This is a genomic window from Streptomyces sp. CB03234 (assembly GCF_001905885.1).
Taxonomy (GTDB): domain Bacteria; phylum Actinomycetota; class Actinomycetes; order Streptomycetales; family Streptomycetaceae; genus Streptomyces.
Genome location: NZ_LIYH01000006.1, coordinates 329,068 through 355,032, shown reverse-complemented (window position 1 = coordinate 355,032; position 25,965 = coordinate 329,068). Strand labels below are relative to the sequence as shown.

General features: G+C 72.8%; 22 protein-coding genes. 7 read left to right on the top strand and 15 right to left on the bottom strand.

Going from position 1 to position 25,965, the window contains the following annotated elements:
* Positions 1-4: 4 nt before the first annotated feature.
* Both AMK26_RS27320 and AMK26_RS27315 read right to left on the bottom strand, forming a co-directional pair.
* The gene (locus AMK26_RS27320; RefSeq protein ID WP_073757428.1) at positions 5-2,296 is read right to left on the bottom strand and encodes a molybdopterin oxidoreductase family protein; all 2,292 of its coding nucleotides are present in this window, start codon (positions 2,294-2,296) and stop codon (positions 5-7) included.
* The gene (locus tag AMK26_RS27315; RefSeq protein WP_443333196.1) at positions 2,293-3,267 is read right to left on the bottom strand and encodes an MFS transporter; all 975 of its coding nucleotides are present in this window, start codon (positions 3,265-3,267) and stop codon (positions 2,293-2,295) included. Before AMK26_RS27315 ends, AMK26_RS27320 begins: the two co-directional genes overlap by 4 nt.
* A gap of 666 nt (positions 3,268-3,933) precedes the next feature.
* On the opposite strand from AMK26_RS27315, the gene AMK26_RS27310 reads away from it, so the two are divergent.
* The 3 genes from AMK26_RS27310 (at position 3,934) to AMK26_RS27300 (ending at position 7,076) form a co-directional block, all read left to right on the top strand.
* A complete protein-coding gene (locus AMK26_RS27310) occupies positions 3,934-5,115 on the top strand; it encodes a low temperature requirement protein A (RefSeq protein WP_073757426.1) in 1,182 nt (393 codons plus the stop codon).
* Entirely contained in the window at positions 5,112-6,140 is a 1,029-nt protein-coding gene (locus AMK26_RS27305) for a P1 family peptidase (RefSeq protein ID WP_073757425.1), read from the top strand. Before AMK26_RS27310 ends, AMK26_RS27305 begins: the two co-directional genes overlap by 4 nt.
* A 174-nt stretch (positions 6,141-6,314) precedes the next feature.
* Positions 6,315-7,076, top strand: a complete 762-nt coding sequence (locus AMK26_RS27300; RefSeq protein ID WP_443333195.1) for a DUF6227 family protein — start codon at positions 6,315-6,317, stop codon at positions 7,074-7,076.
* 291 nt (positions 7,077-7,367) lie between these two features.
* Here the strand turns inward: AMK26_RS27300 and AMK26_RS27295 are convergent, their stop codons facing one another.
* The 4 genes from AMK26_RS27295 to AMK26_RS27280 form a co-directional block, all read right to left on the bottom strand.
* Positions 7,368-9,623: a fructose-specific PTS transporter subunit EIIC gene (locus AMK26_RS27295; RefSeq protein ID WP_073757423.1), complete on the bottom strand. Its 2,256-nt coding sequence runs from the start codon at positions 9,621-9,623 to the stop codon at positions 7,368-7,370.
* A gap of 11 nt (positions 9,624-9,634) precedes the next feature.
* Positions 9,635-10,573: a 1-phosphofructokinase gene (gene pfkB / locus AMK26_RS27290; protein ID WP_073757422.1), complete on the bottom strand. Its 939-nt coding sequence runs from the start codon at positions 10,571-10,573 to the stop codon at positions 9,635-9,637.
* Positions 10,570-11,331, bottom strand: coding sequence for a DeoR/GlpR family DNA-binding transcription regulator (locus AMK26_RS27285; protein ID WP_073757421.1), 762 nt, complete (start codon positions 11,329-11,331; stop codon positions 10,570-10,572). Before AMK26_RS27285 ends, pfkB begins: the two co-directional genes overlap by 4 nt.
* Before the next feature lie 182 nt (positions 11,332-11,513).
* Complete coding sequence (locus AMK26_RS27280; RefSeq protein ID WP_073757420.1) at positions 11,514-13,022, bottom strand: MFS transporter; 1,509 nt, start codon at positions 13,020-13,022, stop codon at positions 11,514-11,516.
* 62 nt (positions 13,023-13,084) lie between these two features.
* Between AMK26_RS27280 and AMK26_RS27275 the strand changes: the two genes are divergently transcribed.
* Entirely contained in the window at positions 13,085-14,062 is a 978-nt protein-coding gene (locus AMK26_RS27275; RefSeq protein WP_073757419.1) for a helix-turn-helix transcriptional regulator, read from the top strand.
* 147 nt (positions 14,063-14,209) lie between these two features.
* Here the strand turns inward: AMK26_RS27275 and AMK26_RS27270 are convergent, their stop codons facing one another.
* From AMK26_RS27270 to AMK26_RS27260, 3 genes are all read right to left on the bottom strand, one after another.
* Positions 14,210-15,181, bottom strand: a complete 972-nt coding sequence (locus tag AMK26_RS27270; RefSeq protein WP_073757418.1) for a GNAT family N-acetyltransferase — start codon at positions 15,179-15,181, stop codon at positions 14,210-14,212.
* Positions 15,182-15,387: 206 nt separating this feature from the next.
* Positions 15,388-15,690, bottom strand: a complete 303-nt coding sequence (locus AMK26_RS27265) for a hypothetical protein (protein ID WP_073757417.1) — start codon at positions 15,688-15,690, stop codon at positions 15,388-15,390.
* A 350-nt stretch (positions 15,691-16,040) separates the two neighbouring features.
* Entirely contained in the window at positions 16,041-17,048 is a 1,008-nt protein-coding gene (locus tag AMK26_RS27260; protein WP_073757416.1) for a sigma-70 family RNA polymerase sigma factor, read from the bottom strand.
* Between the two features lie 148 nt (positions 17,049-17,196).
* On the opposite strand from AMK26_RS27260, the gene AMK26_RS27255 reads away from it, so the two are divergent.
* Positions 17,197-17,718, top strand: a complete 522-nt coding sequence (locus tag AMK26_RS27255; RefSeq protein WP_073757415.1) for a GNAT family N-acetyltransferase — start codon at positions 17,197-17,199, stop codon at positions 17,716-17,718.
* Here AMK26_RS27255 and AMK26_RS27250 read toward each other — a convergent pair.
* On the bottom strand, positions 17,715-18,509 hold the full coding sequence (locus AMK26_RS27250) for a dioxygenase family protein (protein ID WP_073757414.1): 795 nt from the start codon (positions 18,507-18,509) through the stop codon (positions 17,715-17,717). The genes AMK26_RS27255 and AMK26_RS27250 overlap by 4 nt on opposite strands.
* 112 nt (positions 18,510-18,621) lie before the next feature.
* Here AMK26_RS27250 and AMK26_RS27245 point away from each other — a divergent pair, with 112 nt between their 5' ends.
* On the top strand, positions 18,622-19,134 hold the full coding sequence (locus AMK26_RS27245) for a MarR family winged helix-turn-helix transcriptional regulator (protein WP_073757413.1): 513 nt from the start codon (positions 18,622-18,624) through the stop codon (positions 19,132-19,134).
* 6 nt (positions 19,135-19,140) lie between these two features.
* Here AMK26_RS27245 and AMK26_RS27240 read toward each other — a convergent pair whose 3' ends face one another.
* From AMK26_RS27240 to AMK26_RS27220, 5 genes are all read right to left on the bottom strand, one after another.
* On the bottom strand, positions 19,141-20,289 hold the full coding sequence (locus tag AMK26_RS27240; RefSeq protein ID WP_073757412.1) for a YeiH family protein: 1,149 nt from the start codon (positions 20,287-20,289) through the stop codon (positions 19,141-19,143).
* Positions 20,289-20,861 carry a cysteine dioxygenase family protein gene (locus AMK26_RS27235; RefSeq protein ID WP_073757411.1) on the bottom strand — a complete coding sequence of 191 codons (573 nt, stop codon included), beginning with the start codon at positions 20,859-20,861 and terminating at the stop codon, positions 20,289-20,291. The genes AMK26_RS27240 and AMK26_RS27235 overlap by 1 nt, the downstream gene beginning before the upstream one ends.
* Positions 20,862-20,947: 86 nt before the next feature.
* On the bottom strand, positions 20,948-21,853 hold the full coding sequence (locus AMK26_RS27230; RefSeq protein WP_073757837.1) for a LysR family transcriptional regulator: 906 nt from the start codon (positions 21,851-21,853) through the stop codon (positions 20,948-20,950).
* 88 nt (positions 21,854-21,941) lie between these two features.
* Positions 21,942-23,477: an MFS transporter gene (locus tag AMK26_RS27225; protein WP_073757410.1), complete on the bottom strand. Its 1,536-nt coding sequence runs from the start codon at positions 23,475-23,477 to the stop codon at positions 21,942-21,944.
* 309 nt (positions 23,478-23,786) lie between these two features.
* Positions 23,787-24,428 carry a TetR/AcrR family transcriptional regulator gene (locus tag AMK26_RS27220; RefSeq protein WP_073757409.1) on the bottom strand — a complete coding sequence of 214 codons (642 nt, stop codon included), beginning with the start codon at positions 24,426-24,428 and terminating at the stop codon, positions 23,787-23,789.
* A gap of 246 nt (positions 24,429-24,674) precedes the next feature.
* Between AMK26_RS27220 and AMK26_RS27215 the strand changes: the two genes are divergently transcribed.
* Complete coding sequence (locus AMK26_RS27215; RefSeq protein ID WP_073757408.1) at positions 24,675-25,955, top strand: M6 family metalloprotease domain-containing protein; 1,281 nt, start codon at positions 24,675-24,677, stop codon at positions 25,953-25,955.
* Positions 25,956-25,965 lie beyond the last annotated feature (10 nt).

Genomic DNA, 25,965 nt, shown 5'->3' with positions numbered 1-25,965 from the left:
GGTGTCAGCTCCTCTCCGCGGTGCCCCGGCCCTGCGGGGCCGTCGGTGGCAGGGGGTCGGTGCGGGAGACCTGGGTCTCCGGGTACGCCTGCCGGCCCGGGGCGGTGGGCGGGGCGGGGACCGGGCCGATGAGGTCGCCGGCCTCGATGCGGGCCGCGCACACCTTGTACTCGGGGATCTTGGAGCGGGGGTCGAGGGCGTCGATGGTGAAGACGTTCGCCGCGGTGGGCGCGGGCCAGTGGTACGGGATGAAGACGGTGTCGGGGCGGATCGCCTCGGTGACCAGGGCGGGGAACGTCTCGCTGCCGCGGCGGGTGACGACGCGGACGGGGTCGCCGTTGCGGAAGCCGTGCGAGGGGTGGACCTCGGCCCAGGGGCGGGGGGTCTGTTCGACGAGGCCGCCCAGGCGGCGGGTCTGGTTGCCGGAGAGGAAGTGGGCGACGGTGCGGCCGGTGGTGAGCGAGAGGGGGAATTCGTCGCTGTAGGGGTCGATGGGCGGGTGCCATTCGACGACCTGGAGGTGGATCTTGCCGTCGGGGTGGTAGGTCCTGCCGTCCTCGAAGAGGCGGGGGGTGCCCGGGTGGTCGGTGGAGGGGCACGGCCAGACGATGCCACCGGTCTCCTCCAGGCGTTCGTAGGTGATGCCGGAGTAGTCGTTGACCGTGCCGGCGGATGCGGTGCGCAGCTCCTCGAACACGTCACGGGAGCCGGTGAAGGGGAACTTGTCCCCGGCGCCCAGGCGGGCGGCGAGCTCGCACAGCACCCAGGTGTCGGTCCGTACGCCCGGGGGCGGGTCCTGGGCCTTGTTGTGCTTGACGACGCGGGCCTCGGCGTTGGCCATCACGCCCTCGTCCTCCGCCCACACGGTGACGGGGAGGACCACATGGGCGTTGGCCGCGGTCTCGGAGAGGAAGAAGTCGAGTTGGGCGTGGAAGTCGAGGGTGTCGTAGCCGTTCTTGACCGTGCCGTAATTGGGGAGGGAGACGAAGGGGTTGTTGCACACGCCGATGAGGCCGCGGATCTCGCGGCGCTGCATCTGCCAGACCATTTCCATCATCGAGGTGCCGGCGGGCGGCAGTTCCGGCTCGGGGATGCCCCAGATCTCGCAGATCTGACGGCGGTGCTCGGGGTCGGTGATCGAGCGGCCGCCGGGCAGGAGGTCCGACTTCTGGCCGTGCTCGCGGCCGCCCTGGCCGTTGCCCTGCCCGGTGAGGGTGCCGTATCCGGCGCCGGGCCTGCCGATGTTGCCGGTGGCGGCGCACAGGTTGATGACGGTCAGGCAGTTCTCGACGCCCTGGGAGTGGTGTTCGATGCCGCGGGCGTGCCAGGCCATGGCCTTGTCCGCGCCGGCGAACATCCGCGCCACCTGGACGACCTGTTCCTCCGGGATGCCGCAGACGGCGGCGGCGCGGGAGGGCGGGTAGTCCTTGACGGTCTGCTTGACGTCCTCCCAGCCGGTGGTGTGGGCGTCGAGGTAGGCCGCGTCGGTGAGGCCTTCGGCGACGACCACGTGCAGGACGGCGTTGAAGAACGCCGAGTCGGTGCCGGGTTTGAGGGCGACGTGGATGTCGGCGGTGCGGGCGATGGCCGTCTCGCGCGGGTCGACGACGATGAGGGTGGCGCCCCGGTCCCTGGCGCCCCACACGTACTGGGTCATCACGGGGAAGCACTCGCCGACGTTGGAACCGGCGATCAGGAGGCAGTCCGTGAGGAGGATGTCGGAGAACGGGTTGCCGGCCCGGTCGATGCCGAAGGCGAGCTTGTTGGCCCCGGCGGCGGACACCATGCACAGCCGGCCGTTGTAGTCGACGTGCCGGGTGCGCAGCGCCACGCGGGCGAACTTGCCGACCAGATACGTCTTCTCGGTGAACAGGCTGGCCCCGCCGAGGAGGCCGAAGGCGTCGTTGCCGTACGCCGACTGGATGCGGTGGATCTCGGACGCGGTGAAGTCCAGCGCCTCGTCCCAGGTGGCGGTGCGCAACGGTTCGTCGCGGGAGCGCCGCACGAGGGGGGTGGTGAGCCGGTCGGGGTGGTTGACCTGCTGGTAGGCGTTGATGCCCTTGGGGCACAGCCGCATGCGGTTGATGTCGTGGTTGCGGGGCTCGACGCCGAAGACCTTGCCGCGGCGGTCGACCCGCAGATACATCCCGCACTGCACGCCGCAGAAGCAGCAGTGGGTGGGGACGAGTGTCTCGCCGGTCTGGTCGGCGTGCCAGCGGTCGGCGGGCAGACCACCGGCGTCACGGAAGTTCCGGCTGCCGGGCGGGGCGAGGGAGGGGTCCAGCGGGACGCTCACTTGAAGCCCTCCTTGACGTGGGTGAGATAGGCACTGCCGCGCAGCACGCGTTTGCAGCGGGGGCAGTACTCGGCCCAGGTGTCGAAGTCGAGCTTCAGGTCGCGCATGGTGCCGCGGAGGTTCTCGACGTAGGGGGTGGTGTCGATCGGTTCGCCGCAGCGGCGGCAGGCGAAGCGCTGTTCGTCCTTGCGGGCCGTGTACTTGAACAACTGCATGCCGACGGCGGCGGGCCGCTGGACGATGTGGAAGAACTTCCCGAACGGGATGTAGATGAGGGTGAGGACCACGGAGACCATGTGGAGGACGGCGAGGAACTCGTAGCCGCCGCCGTGCAGGAAGAGCGACGAGAAGGTGAGGAGGAGCCCCGTCACGGAGATCACGATCAGCGCGATCAGGGGGACGAGGTCGTAGGCGAAGCGCTGCCCGGTGACGGCGCCGCGGTCCTTCATCCGGCGCCACAGGAAGTAGGAGGCGCCGGGGATGACGAGGACGGCGGCGATGTCCAGGCCGTGGAACATCAGCCAGCCGACGAGGTCCAGTGAGTCGAAGCCAAGGATTTTGATGCCCCACAGCCGCATCTCGTAGCCGGGGCCCGAGCCGGTGGCGGAGGTGAAGGTGAACCAGCCCCAGGTGAGGGGGAAGGTGATCAGCGCGGCCAGCACGCAGCCCCAGAAGATCAGCTGGTGCGCCGCCCACCGGGCGTGCGAGCGGGCGCCGAGGAACTTCTGGAAGCCGAGGTAGGTGGCGGCCATGCGGGGCACCGCCGTGGGGGCTTTGCGGAAGTTCGCCGGGGAGAGGAACGTGCGCCACCCCTGCTGGAAGAGGCGGCGGGCGCCGGGGGCGGAGATCCACATGGTGTAGCGGTGGGCGACGCCGAAGGCGAGGAACACGGTGGCGACGGCGTACGGGAGGAGGGCGGAGTCGAAGTCCCGGAGCATGCGGCTGCCGAGCACGATCGCCACGACGAGCACCGCGGCGACGCCCGCCCCGACGAACGCCGCCCGCCGGCCGGCCGCCGGCCCGGTGGGCTCGGGCGCCGGCCCGGGGGCGGTTGCGCTTGCCGACCCCGACGACCCGGCCGCCGGCCCGGGGGTGGGGGCGGGCGCGGATACGGAGGGGTCGGCCGGTGGCACGGGGGTGAGCCCGGACGCCGGCCCAGGGGTGGCGCGGTGGCCTGGGCGTGGTGGGGCGGTGGGGGCGGGTGCCGGGTCGGCAGACGGCGGGCCCGGCTCGGTTCGCGGCGATGCCCCTCCGCTGCGGCCGGCGCCACCCGCGTGGGGCTCCGGCCCGGGCGCGGTCGGTCGCGCGGGCTCGGTGGCCCCGTGGCGGTGGGTGGGAGCGGGCGGGGCGTTGGGGGCGGGGTCGCCCGTTGGGGCGGGCGGTGTGGCCGGGCCCGGCTCACCCGTCGGGGCGGGCGGCTCGGAGGGGCCCGGTTCACCGTCGGGCGGCGGCTCGGGGGCGGGCGCCGGCTCGCGCGGCGCGTCGGGGGCCGGGTCCGCCGGGGGCGGGGGGTCGGGGGGCTCGGTCACGCGGCCACCGTAGGGGGATGCGGGGCGGTTCGCCCGTTGTGGGGACTTCGGGGGTGACGGCTTCCCACGGATGGCGTCCGGAGCCAGGGCCTCTGCTGTCCTGGGAGGATGACCTCCCCTCCCCGTACGCCCCTGCGGCCCCTGGTCTCGCGCAGTCGCGACGAGGCGCACCGCGCCGCCACGCCCCTGGAGCTCTTCTTCGACCTGTGCTTCGTCGTGGCGGTCGCCCAGGCGGGTGTCCAGCTCGTGCACGCCGTCGCGGAGGGCCATGCCGGGGACGGCATCGCGCGGTACGGGACGGTGTTCTTCGCCATCTGGTGGGCCTGGATGAACTTCTCCTGGTTCGCCTCGGCGTACGACAACGACAACGCCCTGTACCGCGTCGTGACGCTCGTCCAGATCGCGGGGGTGCTGGTTCTGGCCGCCGGGGTGTCCCGGGCCTTCCAGGAGCACGACTTCTTCCTGGTGTGGCTCGGGTACCTGGTGATGCGGCTCGCGCTCGCCTCGCAGTGGGTGCGCGCCGCGCGGGCCGCGGCCGGTGCGGAACGGACCATGGCGCTGCGGTACGCGGCCGGGGTGACGGTGTGCCAGGTGGGCTGGACGGTGTTGTTGGTCGTGCCCGAGGCGGCCCGCCCGTGGGTGTTCCTGGTGATGGTGGTCGCCGAGATGGCCGTACCGCCGCTCGCGGAGAAGGACTTCGCCTCCAGCTGGCACGCGCACCACATCGCCGAGCGGTACGGGCTGTTCACCATCATCGTGCTGGGCGAGACCATCGCGGCGGCGACCGTCGCCGTGAAGACGGGGGTCGAGGAGAACGACGCGCTGGACGACCTGCTGCCGGTCGCCGCCGGCGGGCTGCTGCTGATCTTCGCCGCCTGGTGGATCTACTTCGTCGTCCCGGTCCACCGGCGGCTGCTGTCCAACCGGCAGGCGTTCCTGTGGGGGTACGGCCACTACCTGGTCTTCGCGTCGGCGGCGGCGATCGGCGCGGGCATCGAGGTCGCGGTCGAGCAGGCGGTCGGCGAGGCGCACGTGTCGGCGACGGCCGCGGCGGCCGCGGTGACCCTGCCGTCGGCGCTGTTCCTGCTGCTGGTGTGGGCGCTGCACTCCCGGTACTTCAAGGTCGGCATCGCGCAGCAGTCGGTGCTGCCGTGTGCCGCGCTCGGCATCCTGCTCTGTACGTTCGCGGGGCGCTGGGGCGTCCTCGCGGCCGGGCTCGTCGCGGCGGCGGCCGTCGCGGTCGGGGTCACGCTCACCGCCCGTATGGAGCGTGGTACGCAAGGGGGATGAATGACGCACTGACGGACGTGGCAGGGCTACGGGTCGGCCACGCGCGCGTACCGGGCGACAACGCGCTCAGCGGCACCACCGTGGTCCTGGCACCGGAGGGCGGGGCGGTCGCCGCCGTGGACGTACGCGGCGGCGGGCCCGGCACCCGGGAGACCGACGCGCTCGACCCGCGCAACCTGGTCCAGCGCATCGAGGCGGTGGTCCTGACGGGCGGCAGCGCGTACGGGCTGGAGGCAGCGGCCGGCGTGATGGCCTGGCTGGAGGAGCGCGGGCGGGGCGTACGGGTGGGGCCCGACCCGTCGCAGGTCGTGCCGGTCGTCCCGGCGGCGTGCGTGTTCGACCTGGGCCGGGGCGGCGACTGGACGGCCCGGCCGGACGCGTCGACCGGGCGCGCGGCGGTGGAGGCGGCGGACGCGGCGGGCCCGCGCGCCCCCGTGGAGTGCGGGGCCGTCGGCGCCGGGACGGGGGCGGTGATCGGCGGGATGAAGGGCGGGGTCGGTACGGCCAGTACGGTGCTGGCGTCCGGGATCACCGTCGGCGCCCTCGTCGTGGCCAACGCGGTGGGTTCGGCGGTCGATCCGCTGACGGGGGCGCTGTACGGGGCGTACGGCGACGGGCCGGTGGCGTACCCGGACCCGGAGGTGCACGCGGCGGCGGCGCGGCGGCTGGCCGAGGCCCTGGAGCGCAACGACTGGCCGCCGCTGAACACCACGCTCGCCGTGGTCGGTACGGACGCCGAACTGACCCGCGCGCAGGCGCAGAAGCTCGCGGGGACGGCGCACGACGGGATCGCGCGCGCCGTGCGGCCGGTGCACCTGCTCAACGACGGCGACACCGTGTTCACCCTCGCGACGGGCGAGCGCCCCCTGCCGGACACGCACGGCCCGCTCGCGCTGAACGAGGTGCTGGCCGCCGGTGCCACCGTCGTGACCAGGGCGATCGTACGGGCGGTGCTGGCGGCCGGGTCGGTGTCGGGACCGGGCGGCGACTTCCCCTCGTACCGCGATCTGTACCGGCTCGACTGAGCGGCGCCGACGGGGAGTTGGAGAGGGCGCGCGGGAACTCGCCTTGTGCGCCCCTCGTTTTGCGGAAGCCGGACGCGTTGTCAGACCCAGGTACTACCGTAAGCAAGCATCGAGTGACACGCGGCGACGGCCTGGAGACCCCTCTTGAACGTTCCGAACGACGAGACGACCGAGATGCACGTCGAGCGCCTCCTGGGGCGGGCGCTGAACTCCTTCGACCTGCCCGACGCACTGGTCGAGCGACTGGACTCCGCGCTGGCCCACGCCAGTTCGCTGCACTCGTCGCACCACAGCGCGACGCTCCACCGGGCGACGTACCGGCATACGTACCTGCTGGCGGACGGCTCGCCGCTGACGCTGTGGGAGCTGGTGCACAACACCGGGCGGGACGGCAGCGAGCAGCACGAGCTGTACGTGGACGAGTCCGACGTACGGCTCGCCGCCGCCCGCCTGCCGGTCGGCTCCCCAGGGCCGGAGGAGGACCTGTCCGTGGACCTGAGCGCGGACCTGGACGCGGACCTGGACGCGGACCTGGACGCGGATCTGGAGCTGCTGGGCGCACTGCTGACCCGGCCGCCGGTCCCGGCCCCGCTGGTGTACGTACCGGACGACTCGGCGGACCACGCGCGCCGGGTGCTGCGCCGAGCGGAGAACGAGGACCGGCCGGGTGAGGCGGTGGCGGCCCGGCTGCGGGGCGCGTTCGCGCACCACATCAGGCAGGTCTTCGGCCGGCAGTGCAGCGTGGCGGGGAAGGACGCGGGGTTCACGCTGTACGAGCACGCGTTCCTGCTGCTGGACGGCAGCGAGATGAGCGTCTGGGAGGTGGAGCACACGGCGACGCCGGACGGCCGGCACATGTGCGAGGTGTACGAGGACGAGCACACCGCGCGCGACGCGATGGAGCGCCGCGTGCGGGTGCGGGGGCGAGTGCGCTGACGGACGGGTCACCGGCGCGGGCGGCCGACCCGGCGACGCGGGCGGCCGACGGGCCGTCGGCGCGGCCGGCTAGCGGGGCGGTGACGCGGGCGGCTGACGGGGCGGTGGCGCGGGCGAGCGGCCCTGGAAGGGGCGGGGCCGGCGGTCGTCGGGGTGGGCCGCTGGGGCGGATGGCCGCCGGTGCCACGGCGCGGCGCGGGCTGACGGTGGCGGGCGCCCGGACTGGGGCTCGGCGGCGCCCATGGTGTACGCCACGCGACGTGCCGTACACCATGGGCGCCGCCGTCGGCGTCAGGCCGCGACGGTGACCTTCTCCTGGGTCTCCCCCGGCTCGTCCGCCGCCGGAACGGGGGCCGGGGCCCTGCGGGCGTGACCCTTGAGGAGGACGACCAGCGCGGTGCTCACCAGGGTGCCGGCGACGATCGCGACCAGGTAGAGGGCCGGGTTGCCGATCAGCGGGATCACGAAGACGCCACCGTGCGGGGCCCGCAGGGTGCACTCGAAGAGCATCGACAGAGCGCCGGTGACCGCGCCGCCCGCCATCGCCGACGGGATGACGCGCAACGGGTCGGCGGCGGCGAAGGGGATCGCGCCCTCGGTGATGAACGAGGCGCCGAGCACCCAGGCCGCCTTGCCGTTCTCCCGCTCGGCCTTGGTGAACAGCTTGCCGCGCACCACCGTGGCCAGGGCCATCGCCAGCGGCGGCACCATACCGGCGGCCATCACGGCGGCCATGACCTTCAGCGAACCCTCGTTGGGCGAGGCGAGCCCGCCGACGGCGAAGGCGTACGCGACCTTGTTGAGCGGACCGCCCAGGTCGAAGCACATCATCAGGCCGAGGATCACGCCCAGGACGACCGCGTTGGCGCCGGACAGGCCCGACAGCCAGTCGGTCAGCGCCTTCTGGAGCGACGCGATGGGCTTGCCGATCACCAGGAACATCAGGAAGCCGACGATCACCGACGAGATGAGGGGGATGACGACCACGGGCATGATGCCCCGCAGCGGGGCGGGCACCCTGATCCGCTGGATCGCCATCACCACCCCGCCCGCGATCAGGCCGGCCGCCAGGCCGCCGAGGAACCCGGCGTTGATGGTGAGCGCGACGGAGCCGCCGACGAAGCCGGGGACGAGACCGGGACGGTCGGCCATCCCGTACGCGATGTAACCGGCGAGGACCGGGATCAGGAAGCTGAACGCCAGGCCGCCGATCTGGAACAGCAGCGCGGCCCAGCTGTCGGCCTGACCCCAGGCGAAGTGCTCCGCGACGGAGGGGGCCTTGTCGATGGTGTAGCCGCCGATGGCGAAGCCGAGGGCGATGAGGAGTCCGCCGGCGGCGACGAACGGGACCATGTAACTGACGCCCGACATCAGCCACTTGCGGAGCTTGGTGCCGTAGCCCTCACCGGGCTCGCCCGCGCTCTCGACCGGGGTGCCGCCCTTGGCCGCCGCCGGGGTGGTGACCTCCCCGCGTTCGGCCTTGTCGCGCACTTCGGCGATCAGTTCGGCGGCCCGGTTGATCCCCGCCTTGACGCCGACGTCGACGGTGGGCTTCCCGGCGAACCGTTCCTTCTCCCGGACCGGCACGTCATGCGCGAAGATCACGCCGTCGGCGGCCGCGACGACGGCCGGGTCGAGCCGGGCGAACCCGGCGGACCCCTGTGTCTCGACGACCACCTCGACCCCGGCGTCCCGCCCGGCGCTCTCCAGCGACTCGGCCGCCATGTAGGTGTGGGCGATCCCGGTCGGGCACGACGTCACCGCCACGACCCGGAACGGCACGGACGGCCCGCCCCCGGGGGCTCCCTCCCGCCCCCCGGCGCCCCGCGGCACGGCGTTCCCGGCACCGTCGGCCGGCCCCGAGTCGGCCTCGGCGGCGGGCCGTTCCGGCCCGGCGCCCTGCCGTGCGGCGGGCTCCTCGGGCGTGGACGACACCGACTCCGCGCCGGCGGCGGGGCGTTCGACTTCGGCAGGCGCCCCGGCGGAGGCGGAGGCGGAGGCGGAGGCCGCCACGGGACCGGACGCGTCGGCGGCGGTGCCGGCCGCCCCGGGAGGCTCCTCGCCGGAGGCAGAGCCCTCCGTCAGGGTCGACGGCGCCGCCTCCGGGGCGTCGCCGCGGATCAGGGCGGCGGCCTCGGCCGGGGACGTCATGGTCCGGAGCGCGGAGGTGAAGGCGGGGTCCATCAGGCGGCGGGCCAGGCTGGACAGGATCGTCAGGTGGGCGTCGTCCGCGCCGGCCGGGGCGGCGATCAGGAAGATCAGGTCCGCCGGGCCGTCGGGGGCGCCGAAGTCGATGCCGGGGCCCGAGCGGCCGAAGGCGAGCGTCGGTTCCGTGACATGCGCGCTGCGGCAGTGCGGGATGCCGATGCCGCCGTCCAGGCCGGTCGGCATCTGCGCCTCCCGCGCCGCCACGTCGGCCAGGAAACCGTCCAGGTCGGTCACCCGGCCCAGCCGCACCATGCGCTCGGCGAGCGAACGGGCCGCCGCTTCCTTGGTGTTCACGGCCAGGTCGAGATCGACCAGGTCCGCGGTGATCATCTCGCTCATCGCGGGCTCCCTTACTCGCTCAAGCTTCGGTCGAGGGGTATGTCGGCGGTCACCGTGACCGCCGACAGGTCCAGGTCGGACGGCGTCGGCATCTCGCTGCCCGGCAGCCGCACGGCCGCCGCGCCGTGCGCCACCGCCGCCGCCAGGGCGTCCGGGCCCGCGCCGCCCGCGGCGAGGAAACCCGCCAGGGACGCGTCGCCCGCACCGACGTTGCTGCGTACGGCGTCGACGGCGGCGTACCCGTAGAAGGCTCCGGCGTCGGAGACGAGCAGTTGCCCGTCCGCGCCCAGGCTGGCCAGCACCGCGCCGGCGCCGGCGTCGCGCAGTTCCTCCGCTGCCTTGAGGGCGTCGCCCACCGTGGCGAGGGGGCGGCCGACCGCTTCGGCGAGTTCCTCGGCGTTGGGCTTGACCACGTCGGGGCGGGCGCGCAGCGCGGCCGGCAGCGACGGCCCGGAGGTGTCCAGGGCGATCCGCGAGCCGTACCCGTGCGCGCGGGTGACGAGGTCGGCGTACCACTCGGGGCCGAGGCCGCGCGGCAGGCTGCCGCAGCAGGCGACCCAGTCGGCGGCGGGCGAGTACGCGCCGACCGCCGACAGGATCGCCTCCGACTCGCCCGGGGTCAGCCAGGGCCCGGGCGCGTTGATCTTCGTGAGTGTGCCGTCCGGTTCGGCGACCGCGATGTTGGAGCGGGTGTGGCCCTTCAGGGGGACGGGCGCCACTTCGATGCCCTCCGCCGCCAGCAGTTCGGCGACCAGCGCGCCGGGCGCGCCGCCCAGCGGGACGACGGCGACGGTACGGTGCCCGGCCGCCGCCACGGCGCGGGAGACGTTGACGCCCTTGCCGCCCGGGTCCATGCGTTCGCCGGTGGCGCGCAGCACTTCGCCGCGCTCCAGGGCCGGGACTTCGTAGGTCCGGTCGAGGGACGGGTTGGGGGTGACGGTGAGGATCATGCGCGTACGACTTCCGTTCCGGCCGCCTCGATGGCGGCCGCGTGCTCGGGGCTGAGTCCGGTGTCCGTGATCAGCAGGTCCACGTCGGTGAGGTCGCCGAAGCGGGCGAAGTGCTCGGTGCCGTGCTTGGCCGAGTCGGCGAGCAGCACCACGCGCCGGGCGGCGCCGACCATGGCGCGCTTCACGGCGGCCTCGGCGAGGTCGGGGGTGGTGAGCCCGTACTCGGCGGAGAACCCGTTCGCGCCGAGGAGGAGGACGTCGGCGCGGATCTCGTCGTACGCCCGCAGCGCCCACGCGTCGACGGCGGCGCGCGTACGGTGCCGGACGCGGCCGCCGACCAGGTGGAGGGCGATGCCGGGGTGGTCGGCCAGCCGGAAGGCGGCGGGCAGGGCGTGGGTGACGACGGTGAGCGCGCACTCGGCCGGCAGTGCGGCGGCCACCCGGGCCACGGTGGAGCCGGCGTCGAGGATGACGCTGCCGTCCTCGGGCAGTTCGGCGAGGGCGGCGCGCGCGATGCGGTCCTTCTCGTCGGCGGCGGTCGACTCGCGTTCGGCGAGGTCGGGCTCGAAGTCGAGCCGGTCGGCCGGGATGGCGCCGCCGTGCACCCGGCGGACGAGTCCGGCGCGGTCCAGGGCCTTGAGGTCGCGCCGGATCGTCTCGGCCGTGACCTCGAACTGCTCGGCGAGGGACAGCACGTCGACCCGGCCTCCCTCGCGGGCGAGGCGCAGGATCAGCTGCTGGCGCTCCGGTGCGTACATGTGGTTTTACGTCCGATCGATGCCCGAACTTGTGGTTTCACTCGCAGACTACGTCCGCTTTTCTGGGAAGTAAACACATTCGGGCAAACGGAAGGCCCGGCTCCAGGGATCCGCATGATCCCCGGAGCCGGGCCGCCATGACTCCGACGTACGCAGCCTGTCGGCGCCGGCGCGAGGCGCCGTCAGTGCGTGAGCACCGGTTCCGGCGCCTCCTCCGCCACCTCCGGGGCGGCCGCGCCGCCCTCCAGGTGCTGCTTCGGCCGCCCCGGCAACGCGAACATCACGGCGAAGATCAGCGCGAGGACCGCCACGACCCACCACAGCGCGCCCTGGAAGGCGTCCGCGAACGCCGCCCCGACCTCCGTGGGCGCGGGCCGCCGCTCGTCGATGACCGAGAAGAACACCACCGACACCAGCCCGAGGCCGAGCGCCGTGCCCATCTGCCCGGTCGTGTTGATCAGCCCGGACGCCGAACCGGCGTGCTCACGCGGCACGTCCGACAGCACGGCGTCCGTCAGCGGCGCCACGATCAGACCCATGCCCACGCCCATCACGATCAGCGGCGCGGCCATCTGCCAGGGCGCGATGCCCGTCCCGTACCGCCCGGCCTCCCAGATGTACAGCAGCACCCCGGCGGCCATCGTCAGCGCGCCCGCCTGGAGCACCTTCCGCCCGAAGCGCGGCACCAGTTTCTGTACGGACATCCCGGCCGCGCCGGACACGGCGATGGAGAACGGCACACCGGTCAGGCCGGCCTTCAGCGGGGACCAGCCCAGCCCGATCTGCATGTACAGGGTCCACACCAGGAAGAAGATGCCCATCACGACACCGAAGGTCAGCTGCACCGCGATGCCGGCCGCGAAGCTCTTCACCCGGAACAGCGACAGTTCCACCAGCGGCGAGCCGTCCTTGCGCGTCTTGTACTTCTCGTACGCCACGAACACGCCGAACACCGCCAGGCTGCCCACCATGCACACATGGCCCCACAGCGGCCAGCCCAGCTCACGCCCGCGCGTCAGCGGGTAGATCAGCATCAGCAGCCCGAGGGTGACCAGCGCGACGCCGACCAGGTCCAGCCGCAGCGCCTTGTCGGCGCGCGACTCGGTGATGAACTTCCGGCCCAGGATCAGCCCGGCGATGCCCACCGGCAGGTTGATCAGGAAGATCGGCCGCCATTCCAGCCCGAACAGGTTCCACTGGGTCAGCAGCGCGCCCAGCAGCGGCCCGGAGACCGCCCCGAGCCCCACGATGGCGCCGAACATCCCGAAGACCTTGCCGCGCTCGTGCGCCGGGAAGGTGACATGGATGATCGCCAGCACCTGCGGCACCATCATCGCGGCCATCGCGCCCTGCAGCAGGCGGGAGGCGACCAGCATCTCGGGGCTCGCGGCGAGACCGCACAGGGCGGAGGCGACGGTGAAGCCGGCCATGCCGACGAGGAAGAGCCGCTTGCGGCCGTAGATGTCGCCGAGGCGTCCGCCCGTGATCAGCCCGGCGGCGAAGGCCAGCGCGTACCCGGCGGTGATCCACTGGATCGCGCCGAACGACGCCGACAGGTCCCGCTCGATGCTCGGGATCGCGATGTTGACGATGGTGACGTCGACGAGGTCCATGAACGCGGCCGTCATGACGATGGCGAGCGCCAGCCATCGCCGCCGGTCACCCGCCGTGGGGGTCGTGGTGGAAGTCATGCCGGAAAATTAATCGGTATATAGGACAGGTCATGTCCTAGTGGGCCCGCATGCTGGAATGCATGACGGACACTCCGGCACGACTCCTGAATCTGCTGTCGCTCCTCCAGACGCCGCGCGAATGGCCGGGCAGTGAGCTGGCCGAACGGCTCCGCGTCAGTCCCCGTACGGTCCGCCGCGACATCGACCGGCTGCGCGACCTGGGCTACCCGGTCGAGGCGACCCGGGGCGCGGTCGGCGGCTACCGGCTGGTCGCGGGCGCCGCGATGCCGCCGCTGCTGCTGGACGACGAGGAGGCGGTGGCGATCGCCGTCGGGCTGCGCGCCGGGGCGGGCCACGCCATCGAGGGCGTCGAGGAGGCGGCCGTACGGGCACTGGCCAAGCTGGAGCAGGTGCTGCCGTCGCGGCTGCGGCACCGGGTCGCCACCCTCCAGAACGCCACGATCCCGCTGACGCGCGGCGACGGCGCGACCGTCGCGCCCTCGACGCTGACGACGCTCGCGGCGACGGTCACCGCCCACGAGCGCCTCCGGTTCGGTTACCGCGCGGGCGACGGTACGGAGACGAAACGGCAGGTCGAGCCGTACCGCCTGGTGTCGACGGGGCACCGCTGGTACCTGGTGGCCTACGACCTCGCGCGCGAGGACTGGCGCACGTTCCGGGTCGACCGGGTCGCCGACCCCTTCCCGACGGGCGCCCGGTTCACACCGCGCGAGCTGCCGACGGGCGACGCGGCGCAGTTGCTGGGCCACTCGGTGACGCGTACGCAGGAGCACGACGTGGACGTCACGTTCGAGGCGCCGGCGGAATTCGTGACGGCCCGCCTTCCCGGGCACCTCGTCCCCACACCGACGGGCCCCGGCACGTGCCGGCTGCGCGCCCGGTCGGCGGACTCCGTGGAGTGGCTGGGACTGCGGCTGGCGCTGGCCGACTGCGAGTTCACCGTCCACGGCCCGGAGGCGCTGGTCTCCTACGTGACGGACCTGGGCGCCCGCCTGACGCGGTCGGTGGCCCTGCCCCCCACTCCGCCCCAGGCGTAGCGCAGCGCGTGAGTGGCTTTGTCGGCGAGAACGGACAGCACTTCGACAGGGGTCCAGGAGGTGTCTTGCTGTCGGCACTGGCTCGGAGTGTTGACGGGGGTTCTGACAGCACCGGGCCTTGCAACCCGGCCGAGCGCGGCGGTGGTCTCAGCGCCAGTCGTCGATCACATACGCGTCGGGGTGGCTGTACCCGGGTTCGTTGGGCCTGTGCATGGTCACGCCCTGCAACCAGGTGCGGAAACCGCGGTCGATCATGCGCCGGTAGGCGTCCGGGCGGCCCAGGTTCATGCCGGCGTCCAGTTGCCCCAGGCCGCGCTCGGCGGCCAGCCGCTCGCACGCGTCGAGCAGTCGCTCGAACCGGTCGGCGGCCTCCGGACCAGGACGTACGGCGCCGAATTTGACGAAGCACACGTCCGTGCCGGCCTCCGACCCGGCTCCGCAGTGGCAGACGGCCAGGCCATCGAGCTCAGAGGCAGCGCCATGGAGCAGGATGGTGTCACCGAGTCCCTGCGCATGTGCGGCCACGATCTCGCGTTCCAGGCTCAGGCCCTCGTACACGGCTCCGGCCAGTGCGCGACAGAGACTCAGCGCGTCAGGCCGCTCGGCAGCGGGCAGTTCGCCGTAGAGTACCCGGCCGGGGACTGCGGCACCGTCTGTGACCTGCTTCTTCATGATGGCTGTGAGGAAACGAGGCCAGAAACCGTACCGGCGGTAGAGCTCAAGATGCTTGGGACTGTGCGCGAAGGTGAACAGGCCGAGGTGGCGGTTCCCCCAGGCGTTGAAGCAGTCCATGACCGGCTCCATCAGACGCCTGCCGATGCCCTGGTCCCACAGATCCGGGCGTACGGTCAGCGGTCCGAAAAACCCGATGCTGCCCCAGTTGGTGGCAAAGTTCGATCCAACTACTTCGCCCCCGACCGTCGCCGCGAATGCCGCACGCGGATCGGCCGCCCAGCGCGTACGGACATAGTCGACGGTCCCGAAAGGATCAGGGGCGCCCAGGAAGGTCCCGAAAGCGACCCTGCAGATCTCATCGGCCCGATCCAGGTCCGCCTCCCCCAACGGGCGGACCATTACCGAGGCCGCGCCACTCTCGCGCTCCGCTGCTGGTGGGATCATCGCTCTTTCCTTCCTACGCCCCTTTCCACCGCACCACGGAGGTGCGCCGCCGCAGGCGAGGTGAGCGGTCCGGTACGCGCCCGCGCACCGCCAGCGATCACCATGCCCGCCTGGCTCGGCCTCTCCGACTTCCTCAAGGACTGTCCCGTAACCGTGAAGGGGCGGTGTGGCAGGACCGTCCCCTGGAGCCTGCCGCTTCAGGAACCTCAGGCGCCGACCGGCTGCCGCCGCTCGAAGTGGTAGTGCACATGCGAGAACGTCGGCCCCGACGACGGCTCGGGATAGCCCACCTCCCTGATGACCGGCTGGAGCCGGTTCGCGAAGAAGGCATCACACGCCTCGGTCGACTCCCACAGGTCAACGACCCGCAAACCTGTGTCCGTGATGATCGCCGTGTGGAACAGCAGCCCTTCAGGAGGCTGCTCCGCTCGCGCGCCCACACGCTGATCCACGGTGTCGTACTGATGCGCTGTCACTCCCGGAAACTCGATCTCCATCAGTACAGCCATGAGACCTCCCACAACGGCTGCGAGCCATGGCTGCCGGGCGGCAGCCCCGCCATTTCCAGGGTCTCCCCGCAGCTTCGGGCACGCAAAGCGTGCGAGAGTTCAGCCACCGCGCGGACCGCTCCTGCCACAGCAATTGCGGCACAGCCCTTCAGGGTGCATCCAGCACGCCGAGGCGCCCCGACGGGCCCGCGCAGTGCCCCGCACCCACCGGTGGTTGGGGTACCGGACAGCGCCCCCGGCACACGGGCGGAGCGAATGCCCTCCACCAAGCCGCCCTCGGTGGCCGCGGGGCCGTCGGCAGCCCCTCCTCCCCGCCGGGACGGGGCCCCCGGGGCGGCGCCCCCGGAGGGTTACGCCGCCGCGTCGAAGCCCGTGTCGCGGGCCATGCGCTTCAGCTCCAGCAGCGCGTGCTTCTCGATCTGGCGGATCCGCTCACGCGTCAGGCCGTGCTCCTTGCCGACCTCCGTCAGCGTGCGCTCGCGGCCGTCCTCGATGCCGTAGCGCATGCGGATGATCGACGCCGTACGGTTGTCGAGCTTGCCGATCAGGTCGTCCAGCTCCTCGCTGCGCAGCAGCGTCAGCACCGACTGCTCCGGCGACACGGCGGAGGTGTCCTCCAGGAGGTCACCGAACTGGGTCTCGCCGGCGTCGTCCACCGACATGTTCAGCGACACCGGGTCGCGCGCCCAGTCCAGGACGTCGATGACCCGCTCCGCGTTGGAGCCGAGCTCGGCGGCGACCTCCGCGGGCTCCGGGTCGCGGCCGTGCTCGCGGTTGAACTCGCGCTGCACGCGCCGGATGCGGCCCAGCTCCTCCACCAGGTGCACGGGGAGGCGGATCGTGCGCGACTGGTCGGCGATCGACCGGGTGATGGCCTGGCGGATCCACCACGTCGCGTACGTCGAGAACTTGAAGCCCTTGGTGTAGTCGAACTTCTCCACCGCCCGCACCAGGCCCGCGTTGCCCTCCTGGATGAGGTCGAGGAGCGGCAGGCCACTGCGCGGGTAGCGGCGGGCGACCGCCACCACGAGGCGCAGGTTCGACCGGATGAAGACGTCCTTGGCACGCTCGCCCTCGGCGACCAGGCGCTCCAGCTCCTCACGGGACGCGCCCGCGGCGTCGGAGTCCACCTCTCCGTCCAGGATCTGCTGGGCGTACACACCCGCCTCGATGGTCTGGGACAGCTCGACCTCCTTGGCGGCGTCGAGCAGGGGCGTGCGCGCGATCTCGTCGAGGTACATGCCGACCAGGTCGCGGTCGGCGATCTCCCCGCCCACGGCGCGAACGCTGCTTGCCCGGTCGGTGGTCCTGGTCTCACTGGTGGCGGACTGACGACGGGCGACGGCACGGGTTGCCATGCGAGCTCCCTTGCTGAGTAGGTCGCGACACCCTCCCGGGTGCCCTGCATCCGACGGAAACAACGACTGGAATCCGGACAGAATTCCCATGACACCCGCCGATTTCCGTGATCTTGCAGTACCCTGTCCCGCCACCAGGGGAGGGCGGATGCCGCACGACGACGCAGAGGTGCAGGTCAGGCCGGGCACGGAGGGCGACCTCACGGCCCTCACGGACATCTACAACCACTACGTCCGTGAGACGGCGATCACATTCGACACCGTCCCCCTCACCCCCGCCGAGCGGCGCCCCTGGCTGCACTCCCACCCGGAAGACGGCCCTCACCGCCTGCTGGTTGCCCGCGAGGCCGACGACCCCGGAACGGTTCTCGGTTACGCCACCTCCAGCCCCTTCCGGCCGAAGGCCGCGTACGCGCCCTCCGTCGAGGTGAGCGTCTATCTCTCCCCGGAGGCCGGCGGGCGCGGCATCGGAACCCTGCTCTATGGACACCTCTTCCAAGCCCTCGCCAAGGAGGACGTGCACCGGGCCTACGCCGGGATCGCGTTGCCGAACGAGGCGTCGGTACGCCTGCACACCCGCTTCGGCTTCCGGCACACCGGCACCTTCGGCGAGGTGGGCCGGAAGTTCGGCCGGTACTGGGACGTGGCCTGGTACCAGAAGGACTTCTAACCGAACTGCACCGACCGCTTCGCCAGCCCCATCCAGAACCCGTCGATCACGCTGCGCCCGCCGCCCAGGTCGCCCGCCGCGTCGGCGGCGCCCAGCGTGACGAACAGGGGCGCGAAGTGCTCGGTACGGGGGTGGGCGAGCGGGCCGGCCGGCGAGGCGTGCGCGAAGTCCAGCAGCGCGTCCACATCCGCCGCCTCCAGCGCCCGCCGCCCCCAGTCGTCGAACTCCGCCGACCAGCCCGGTACGCCCTCGTGGCGCAGCGCCGCCAGGTTGTGGGTGAAGAACCCGCTGCCGACGATCAGCACGCCCTCGTCCCGCAGCGGGGCCAGCTTGCGCCCGATGTCCATGAGCCGGGCCGGATCGAGCGTGGGCAGGGACATCTGGAGGACCGGGACGTCGGCGTCCGGGTACATCTCGACGAGCGGGACGTACGCCCCGTGGTCCAGCCCCCGGTCGGGCAGGTCCTGTACGGGCGTGCCCGGCCCGCGCAGCAGCTTGCGGACGGATTCGGCGAGCCGGGGCGCGCCGGGCGCGGCGTACCGCACCTGGTAGTAGTGCGCGGGGAAGCCCCAGAAGTCGTACACGAGGGGCACGGTCGCGGTGGCGCCGAGGGCCAGCGGGGCCTCCTCCCAGTGGGCGGAGACCATCAGGATGGCGGAGGGCCGCGGCAGGCCGGCGGACCAGGCGGCGAGCTGGCCCGGCCAGACGGGGTCGTCGGCGAGCGGCGGTGCGCCGTGGGAGAGGTAGAGGGCGGGCATCCGCCCCGCGAAACGGTCACCGGTGGCGGTCATGGCGGCGGCTCCTGACGTGTCTTCCATCCTACTTACTTGAATCTTCAAGCATGCTCGGACAGAAGCGTATCGACCACTTGTTCAACTTTCAAGAAGCCGTAGAGTGGAATACATGAATACGGCACCGAACGGCGGAAACGAGGAGCCGCGCTGGCTCAGCGACGACGAGCAACGTGTCTGGCGCGCGTACCTGCACGCCACCACGCTGCTGGAGGACCACCTCGACCGCCAGCTCCAGCGCGACGCCGGGATGCCGCACATCTACTACGGCCTGCTCGTCCAGCTCTCCCAGGCCCCGCGCCGCCGCATGCGGATGACCGAGCTGGCCAAGGACGCCAAGATCACCCGGTCCCGGCTCTCGCACGCCGTGGCGCGGCTGGAGAAGAACGGCTGGGTACGCCGGGAGGACTGCCCCTCCGACAAGCGCGGCCAGAACGCGTACCTGACGGACGAGGGGTACGCGGTCCTGAAGCGCAGCGCGCCCGGCCATGTCGCCGCCGTACGCCAGGCGATCTTCGACCGGCTCAGCCCGGAACAGGTCGGCCAGCTCGGCGAGATCATGCGGGTCATGGCCGAGGGCCTCCAGCCGTCGGGCCGGGACGCCGACCTGCCCTGGCTGCGGTAGCCCGGACTAGGTCGTCAGCAGGACGCCCGCGTACGACGCCGCCGCCACGATCACCCAGGCGGTGAGCCCCAGCGTCGCGACCCGCGCCCCGGTCCGGGACAGCGACGGCAGGTGCACCGCGCTGCCCAGGCCGAACAGGGCGGCGGCGAGCAGCAGTTCCTGAGCCGTCCCGGCGGCGTCCAGGGCGGGCGCGGGCAGCCACCCGGTCGTGCGCAGTGCCACCATGGCGAGGAACCCGGCGACGAACAACGGCACGAGGGGCGGCCGGTGGGCCGTGGAAGCGGCACGCCCCCGCTCCCCGGCGGCGGCACACCCCCGTCCCCGTCCCCGACCGGCCGCGGGGCGCCCGACAGCCGGCGCGGTACGCCCACGCTCCCCCGCGGCGGCGGTACGCCCCCGCCGCCGCCCGGCCAGCACCAGCGCCGCCACCAGCGGGGCCAGCAGCGCGACGCGCATCAGCTTGACCAGGACCGCCTCCCCCAGCGCGGCCGGCCCGGCGGTCTGGGCGGCGGCGACCACCTGGCCCACATCGTGCACGCCCGCGCCCACCCAGCGCCCGAACTGCGCGTCGCTCAGCCCCAACGGCCCGTGCAGCAGCGGAAGTACGGCGATGGCGAGCGTCCCGCACAGGGTCACCAGCGCGACCGACGTGGCCGCGTCGTCCTCGTCGCTGTCCCGCACCGCCCCCACCGCGCCGATCGCCGACGCGCCGCAGATGGCGTACCCCGTGGCGATGAGCACCGGCTGGTCGCCCGGCAGCCCCAGGCGGCGACCGAGCCACCACGTACCGGCGAGCGTGGCGGCCACCACGGCCAGCACCATGGCGACCGTACGCCAGCCGAGGCCCAGGACGTCCGAGAGGCTCAGCTTCAGCCCGAGCAGTACGACACCGACCCGCATCAGGCGCTTGGCCGCCAGCGTCAGGCCCGGCCGGCAACGGCCCCGGACACGGGCGCGCAGCCAGGGCGTGTGCGCGGCGGCGACGCCCAGCACGACGGCGGCGGTGAGCATGGGCACGGCCGGCACGGCGAGGTGCACCAGCCAGGCCGCCCCCACCCCGGCGGCGGCGAGCGCAAGCCCGGGAACCGGACCTCGCCCGATCCGGGCCCTGCCGCCGACCGCGACCGGACGGAGGCGAGAGCCGACGAGCGCCATCAACGGCCCGCGTCCATGGGCAGCCGGTAGATGCGCCGGATGCTGGTGCCCAGGCGCGTGATGTCGGCCCCGTAGACGTGGATCGACACCGCGGTGGCCTCGCCCCCGTTGCGTACGGAGTGGATGTCGCCGGGCGGGGCGAAGGCGGCGACCGCGCCGGGGCCGTTCACCACGTCCTGGGTGGCGAGCAGCCGGGCGGAGGTGCCGTCCGGGACGAGCTGGTAGCGGCGCTCGTGCTCCTCGCCCCGGTGGACGCCGGTCACGCACCACGAGACGTGGTCGTGGACGGGGGTGGACTGCCCGGGCAGCCAGACCAGGGCGACGACGGAGAAGCCGCCGTCGGGCTCGGCGTGCAGCACGTGCTGGCGGTAGCGGTCCGGATCGCCCTCGCACTGCGCCGCGCCGAGAAGGTCAGGCGCGCCGAGGTGCGGGGCGAGGCGTTCCGCCACGAGCCGGGCGGTCGGTTCGGGCGGCAGCCCGCGGTCCACGGTCTCGCGTATCGCGGCGACGAGGGTACGCAGGCGCTCGGTGACAAGGCCGGCGGCGGGGGCGGGTGCGGATGGCGTCGTCATGGCCGCAGCGTCCGGCCGGACGACCCATTACGTCCAAGGAGGGTTTTTTGCCGTCCCCCTGACGAACGCTTATGGATGGGTCGTGTTCAGCAGCCGACCTTCGACTCGGCCACCTCGACGATCTTGTCCAGCATGAGGCCCGTGGCGGGGATCCGCAGATGGTCGCGGAGGACGTACGCGTACACCTGGCGACGCGTGTGCGGCTCGACGATCCGGCCCGTGACCTTCTCGTGGCAGAGGAACGACAGGACCAGCGCGGGCACCATGGCGATGCCGACACCGGCCGCCACCAGGCTCTGCATCACCAGGTTGTCGTCCGTGGTGCACGCGATGTCGGGGGTGAACCCCGCCTCGGCGCAGGCGTGCAGGAAGTTGGCGTTGCAGCGCGCGCAGCCGGCGATCCAGCGCTCGTGCGCCAGGTCGGACAGGTGCACGGCCCGGCGGCGGGCCAGCGGGTGCCCGGTGGGCAGGAGCACCGTCAGCGGGTCCTCCAGCAGCCTGAACTCGTCGAGCTCGTCGGGGATGTCGACCGCGAGGCCCGGGTAACTGAAGGCCAGCGTGATGTCGCACTCGCCCCGGGTCACCATCCGCAGCGACTCGGGCGGCTCGCTCTCCACCAGTTCGACCCTGATGCCCGGGTGGTCGGCGGCCATCCTGGCCATGGCCTCGGGCAGGATCGTCGCCCCGGCGCTGGGGAAGGCGCACACGCGTACCCGGCCGGAGCGCAGCCGCGCTATGGCGTCGATCTGTTCCTGGGCGGCGGCCAGGGTGTCGAGGATCGTCCCGGTGTGCCGGGTGAGGGCCTCCCCCGCCTCGGTGAGCCTGAGGCCGCGCCCGACGCGGGTGAACAGCGGTGTGCCCACGTCCCGTTCGAGCGCCTTCATCTGCTGGCTGACGGCCGGCTGCGTGTACCCGAGGGAGCGGGCGGCCGCCGTATAGGAACCGGTCCTGACCACTTCATGGAAGGTCTTGATGTACCGGGAGTCGAACACGCTCGAAAGCATAAGCAGAAATTGGGGTACGCAAAGGGGCGTTCCCCGCCACGCCGGCGGCGGGGAAACGCCCCTCCTCGCCCCGTCGTCAGTGCGCGACGACCGGGACCCGTACCTCGTCCTCGACCCCGCCGGTGGCGACGGGCCGCGAACCGGCCCCCGGGCGGCCCGTGTTGATGAAGGTGAACGCGATCGCGGCGGCCACCACCAGGATGCCGACCGCCCACCAGATGGCGGCGGAGTAGCCCTCGACCATGCCCTGGAGCTGGAGCAGCTTCCGCGCCTGCGGGGAGGTCGCGGCGGCCGCGTGGTCGGTGAGGTACGCGGTGGTCGCCGACGCGGCGATGGTGTTGAGCAGCGCCGTACCGATCGCGCCGCCGACCTGCTGCGAGGTGTTCACCATCGCCGAGGCCACACCCGCGTCCCGCGCCTCGACGCCGTGCGTCGACAGGGACATGGCCGGCATGAACGCCGTACCCATGCCGAGGCCCAGCAGGAGCTGCGCGGGCAGGATGAGACCGGCGTACGAGGAGTCCACCTCCAGCCGCGTCAGCAGCAGCATGCCGGTGGCGGCGGCCAGGAAGCCGGGGCCCATCAGCAGCCGGGGCGCGACCCTGGTCATCAGCCGGGCGCCGATCTGCGTCGAGCCCGTGATCATGCCCGCGATCATCGGCAGGAAGGCGAAGCCGGTCATGACGGGCGAGTAGCCCTTCACGATCTGGAGGTAGTACGTGAGGAAGAGGAACAGCCCGAACATCGCGATGACGGCGAGCCCGAGGGAGAGGTAGACACCGCCCCGGTTGCGCTCGGTCATCACGCGCAGCGGCAGCAGCGGCGACTTCACCCGCGCCTCGACGGCGACGAACGCGGCGAGCAGCACGGCGGAGGCGACGAACAGGCCGACCGTGGTCACGTCGGACCAGCCGTCGGACTCGGCGCGCGTGAAGCCGTACACCAGCGCGACCAGGCCGAGCGTGGAGAGCACCACGCCCGGGACGTCCAGCGGGGAGCGGTTGCGGCCGCCGGCCGGCTCACGGATCACGAAGTAGGCGCCCGCGGCGGCGACGACGGCGAAGGGGATGTTGACGAAGAACGTCCAGCGCCAGTCGAGGTACTCGGTGAGGACGCCACCGAGGATCAGGCCCACGGCGCCACCGCCGCCCGCGATCGCGCCGTAGATCCCGAACGCCTTGGCGCGCTCCTTGCCGTCGGTGAACATCACCGCCAGCAGCGACAGCGCGGCGGGCGCGAGCAGCGCGCCGAAGGCGCCCTGGAGGGCCCGCGAGCCGAGCAGCATCGCCTCGCCGGTCGCCGCGCCGCCCAGCGCGGAGGCGGCGGCGAAGCCGAGCAGGCCGACGACGAAGGTGCGCTTGCGGCCCCAGAGGTCGGCGATACGGCCGCCGAAGAGGAGCAGACCGCCGAAGGCGAGGGCGTACGCGGTGATGACCCACTGCCGGTTGCCGTCCGAGATCCCCAGGTCCTGCTGGGCGGAGGGCAGCGCGATGTTCACGATCGTCGCGTCGAGCACGACCATCAGCTGGGCCAGGGCTATGAAGACCAGCGCTCTCCAGCGACTGGGGTCAGGGGCGAGGTCGGGTGTGAGGCCGGAGGGCGTTTTTGGCATGGGTGCAGCCACCTAGGAACTCGGAACGGCAAAAAACGGACGTAGGGGTGGGTGGGGGCCGGGGTTCGGGGGCCGGGGTTCGGAGAGGCCGCCCGCGCTATGTGCGGGAGGCGGGCGTATTCAGGAACCGTCGAGGACGGGCGTCAGGGGCGGGGCGTAGGTACAGGCGTCAGGGGCGGGCTTCTTACGGCCGGGCACCGGGACGGACATCAAAGACGGGGGCTCACGACCAGGCGCCGGGACGGACGCCGGGACGGACGCCCGGACGGACGCCGGGACGGGCGTCAGGGGCGGCGCGCCCTGGGAGGGTCACGGCTCGCGTCGCAGGTCCTCCAGGGTCGCGGGGGTGCCGGGCAGTTCGGAGCGCGCGGGGGTCTCCAGGCCGTCGAGGAACAGCTGGAGGTGGCGGTGTACGAACCGGTCGAAGTTGGGGCAGGCGGAGCCGGGCAGGGGGCGGGTGAGCTGGGAGAGCGCGATCATCAGGTCGCCGACGGCGACGTCGGTGCGCAGCCGCCCGGCGGTCTGCGCCCGGTCGAAGAGGGCCTGTACGGCCTCCTCCAGCCGGGTGCGTTCGGCGAGCAGCTCGGGGTGGTCCTTGTCGAAGGCGCCGGAGAGCATCGGGCACAGCGCGCCGATCCGCTCGTCGGCGGCGGCGTGGGTGAAGCGGCGCAGCGCCTGGAAGGCGTCGCTCTCTTCGGCCGCCGCCTCCACGGCCCGCTCGGTGGTGCGGGACATGACGGACAGGACGACCTCGTGGACGAGGGCGCCCCGGTCGGCGAAGTGCCGGTAGAGCGTGGCGTTGCCGACGCCGGCCCGGCGGGCGACGTCGTCGAACGGCACGTCGGGCCCGAACTCGACGAACATCTCGCGGGCCGCGTTCACGATCCGCTCGCGGTTGCGCAGGGCGTCCGCCCGGGGGCGGGACACGCGGCGCGTGGCGGTGCTGGTCACGGTTCACTCCCTACTGAGCCCACAACCGGGGACGGCTTCCCCGTTTACCGGTGACGCAGGCGTAAACGGGGATCTGGCCCCCGGTTATTTCATGTGCCCCATGTGACCTGCATCACTCCGCTCCTCGCGAGTAACCCACGATCGGCCGCACCCGGCGGGCGCCCGCCCACCGCCCGGCACAGGCTGAGCGGACGGAGAGCAGTCCGGACCCGGCCGGCTGCCGCGGACCGAAGGCGATCAGCACGCATGCAGCAGACCCGCCGGCGGATACGCAGACCGGTCGCCCTCGGCGCGGCCGCCACCCTCGCCCTAGCCGGCCTGGTCACGGCGAGCTCGACCCTCCCGGACCGGACCAGCGCCTCGGCCGGCCCCATCGCCGCCCGTTCCGCAACCGACGCCCCGGGGCTCGCCCCGTGCCGGATCACGACCGCCCTGGGGATCCAGCTGTCGGAGGGCATACCCACGGGCCCGGGCTACGCCCGCTCGACGGGCGAGGTCCGTGCCCTGACCCTGATGATCGACTTCCCCGACGCCCCCGGTGAGGGCCCGGCGATGGACCGGTTCGCCGAGTTCTTCCCGCAGACCACCGACTGGTTCCGCGTCAGCTCCTACGGGCGGCTGCGCTACCGCCCCGAGGCCCCGCTGCCGGGCTGGCTGCGGATGCCGATGCCGTTCGCGTCGTACGGGATCGAGCGCGGCTCACCGTACGAACCCGGCTACCGCCGACTCGTCCAGGACATCGTCACGGCCGCCGACCCCAAGGTCGACTTCGGCGAGTACGACCTGGTCAACGTCCTGGTCACCCCGAACGCGGGCCCCTCGGCGCTGGACACCGTCCTGTCCGTCACCTTCTCCGGCAACGGCGAGGCCCCGCACGCCGACGGCTCGCCGCTCGCCAACACGTCGTTCGTCTACAGCCGCCAGGACGACGGTTCGGGTACGTACCACGAGACGGGCTACCGGGTCCTGCCGCACGAGAACGGCCACGTCTTCGGCCTGCCCGACCTGTACACCGCCGAGGGCGGCGGCGCGGTCGGGCACTGGGACATCATGTCCGAGGACTGGGGGGCCAACAACGACCTGCTGGCCTGGCACAAGTGGAAGCTGGGCTGGCTCGACAACGACCAGGTGCGCTGCGCCTCCGCGTCCGGCAGCCGGGAGTACACACTGACGCCGCTGGCCACCAAGGGCGGGCCGAAGCTCGCCTTCGTCCCGCTGACGCCGGAGTCCGGGTACGCGGTGGAGGTCCGCACCCGCGACGGCAACGACGAGGCGGTGTGCGAGCCGGGCGTGCTGATCTACCACGTCCAGTCGGACGTGGACACCGGGCACGGCCCGGTCACCGTCGTCGACAGCGACCGCGACAGCGGCGGCTGCACGCGCCGCCCGAACGTGCACGCGGAGCTGTCGGACGCCCCGTACCGCCCCGGCGAGTCGTTCACCGACCGCGAGAGCGGCGTACGCGTCACGGTGCTGTCCGAGGACCCGAAGACGGGCGCGTACCGGGTCCGCGTCACCCGCGCCTGACAGGTCCCCG

Bases quoted from the DNA above. Each gene is read 5' to 3' on its own strand.
- AMK26_RS27310 (WP_073757426.1), top strand. From the start codon at position 3,934: ATGACCTCCCCTCCCCGTACGCCCCTGCGGCCCCTGGTCTCGCGCAGT.
- AMK26_RS27245 (WP_073757413.1), top strand. From the start codon at position 18,622: ATGAATACGGCACCGAACGGCGGAAACGAGGAGCCGCGCTGGCTCAGC.
- AMK26_RS27215 (WP_073757408.1), top strand. From the start codon at position 24,675: ATGCAGCAGACCCGCCGGCGGATACGCAGACCGGTCGCCCTCGGCGCG.
- AMK26_RS27285 (WP_073757421.1), bottom strand. From the start codon at position 11,331: ATGTACGCACCGGAGCGCCAGCAGCTGATCCTGCGCCTCGCCCGCGAG.
- AMK26_RS27225 (WP_073757410.1), bottom strand. From the start codon at position 23,477: ATGCCAAAAACGCCCTCCGGCCTCACACCCGACCTCGCCCCTGACCCC.
- AMK26_RS27260 (WP_073757416.1), bottom strand. From the start codon at position 17,048: ATGGCAACCCGTGCCGTCGCCCGTCGTCAGTCCGCCACCAGTGAGACC.
- AMK26_RS27295 (WP_073757423.1), bottom strand. From the start codon at position 9,623: ATGAGCGAGATGATCACCGCGGACCTGGTCGATCTCGACCTGGCCGTG.
- AMK26_RS27235 (WP_073757411.1), bottom strand. From the start codon at position 20,861: ATGACGACGCCATCCGCACCCGCCCCCGCCGCCGGCCTTGTCACCGAG.
- AMK26_RS27305 (WP_073757425.1), top strand. From the start codon at position 5,112: ATGAATGACGCACTGACGGACGTGGCAGGGCTACGGGTCGGCCACGCG.
- AMK26_RS27280 (WP_073757420.1), bottom strand. From the start codon at position 13,022: ATGACTTCCACCACGACCCCCACGGCGGGTGACCGGCGGCGATGGCTG.
- AMK26_RS27265 (WP_073757417.1), bottom strand. From the start codon at position 15,690: ATGGCTGTACTGATGGAGATCGAGTTTCCGGGAGTGACAGCGCATCAG.
- AMK26_RS27300 (WP_443333195.1), top strand. From the start codon at position 6,315: ATGCACGTCGAGCGCCTCCTGGGGCGGGCGCTGAACTCCTTCGACCTG.
- AMK26_RS27250 (WP_073757414.1), bottom strand. From the start codon at position 18,509: ATGACCGCCACCGGTGACCGTTTCGCGGGGCGGATGCCCGCCCTCTAC.
- AMK26_RS27255 (WP_073757415.1), top strand. From the start codon at position 17,197: ATGCCGCACGACGACGCAGAGGTGCAGGTCAGGCCGGGCACGGAGGGC.
- AMK26_RS27240 (WP_073757412.1), bottom strand. From the start codon at position 20,289: ATGGCGCTCGTCGGCTCTCGCCTCCGTCCGGTCGCGGTCGGCGGCAGG.
- AMK26_RS27275 (WP_073757419.1), top strand. From the start codon at position 13,085: ATGACGGACACTCCGGCACGACTCCTGAATCTGCTGTCGCTCCTCCAG.
- AMK26_RS27270 (WP_073757418.1), bottom strand. From the start codon at position 15,181: ATGATCCCACCAGCAGCGGAGCGCGAGAGTGGCGCGGCCTCGGTAATG.
- pfkB (WP_073757422.1), bottom strand. From the start codon at position 10,573: ATGATCCTCACCGTCACCCCCAACCCGTCCCTCGACCGGACCTACGAA.